Origin of the sequence: Pseudomonas sp. MF6776 (assembly GCF_016613125.1) — a bacterium.
GTDB classification, from domain to species: domain Bacteria; phylum Pseudomonadota; class Gammaproteobacteria; order Pseudomonadales; family Pseudomonadaceae; genus Aquipseudomonas; species Aquipseudomonas iridis.
Window position 1 is genome coordinate 1 of the sequence record NZ_JAENSQ010000095.1, and the last position, 1,138, is coordinate 1,138.

Genomic DNA, 1,138 nt, shown 5'->3' on the forward strand with positions numbered 1-1,138 from the left:
TGAGTCAGCTGCCGGTAATGCGTAGTCATCTGCGCTTGAATCCTTCGGTGTGAGAGCCTGGATTCTACCGGTGGCTGGCTCTCTGCCTCTCGTTTCAAGCGTTGCGCTTATTCTATGAATTCAGGAGCGAAAAAAAGAATTAGAAACAACAGCTTTCGACCTATCAATATTTGAACAAATAATTATAGACCTTGAAAACAGAATAGTAGGATTTCGAGAAAAGATATCGACCTACAGCTCAAGCTACTCATCAAGAATAAAAACACTACTAGACGAAGATATCAACATTATAAAGATTAAAGCTAGCGACCTTGATGAAAGCATCGTAGACACCCTTGAAAATCAACTAAACGAAATCAACAAAGAAGTAGCCAGCTTAGTAGATGAACAACATATGGCTCTGCTAATCACCTCCAAAGAAACCAACGAAAAAGAATTAACTGCCAAAAAACTCGTAACAGATAACAAAGCTACAATTGAACTCGAAATAAAACGTAGAAAGACACTTGAGATTTACGAGAAGATAAGAGAACAAACCGCCACGAGAAAAATCACGACCTTAAGCTCAGAAATTAGTGAAGTCTACTTAACTACTTCACTGAAGAGTCACTTTACAGATGAGCTACGCCTCCTTGGATTCAAACACTACTCTGTTGAAGCAAATACGAGAAACGCCACCGGATCCCAACTATTTAAAATAGTACTCCCAGAGTCTACAACAGCTAGCGTCCATCAAATTGCTAGTGAAGGAGAACAAAAATGCCTTGCTCTCGCGAGCATTTTTGCAGAGCTGCGGGCAGACAACAGGGCATCGGGCGTAATTTTCGACGACCCCGTAAACTCTTTAGATCATAAGTGGCGTTTAAAAATCGCCAATAGACTCATGAAAGAGTCTCTCGAGAGGCAAGTCATAATATTTACCCACGAGATCGTTTTCCTAAAATTTTTAATTGAGGCCGCAGAATCTGATCCTAGTTACACACTTCAAATTACCAGTCTAGACAGAAACATGGCGGCGGCGAAAACTGAGTGCAACACCTGACCTTTCCGGTACGGTGCTGTCCCTATGTCTTATTCCGAACTCAGCGTTGAAGAGCGCGCCACCATTCAAATCGGTCATGCCCAAGGTTTCAGCCTG

Annotated in this window: 2 protein-coding genes; both read left to right on the top strand. The window is 42.1% G+C overall.

Translation table 11 applies throughout. The features are described from left to right. Positions 1-295: 295 nt before the first annotated feature. A complete protein-coding gene (locus JJD74_RS30575; protein ID WP_442793297.1) occupies positions 296-1,042 on the top strand; it encodes an AAA family ATPase in 747 nt (248 codons plus the stop codon). A gap of 24 nt (positions 1,043-1,066) precedes the next feature. Next, on the top strand, positions 1,067-1,138 hold a 72-nt coding region (locus JJD74_RS31215), incomplete at its 3' end, for a helix-turn-helix domain-containing protein (protein ID WP_146469857.1).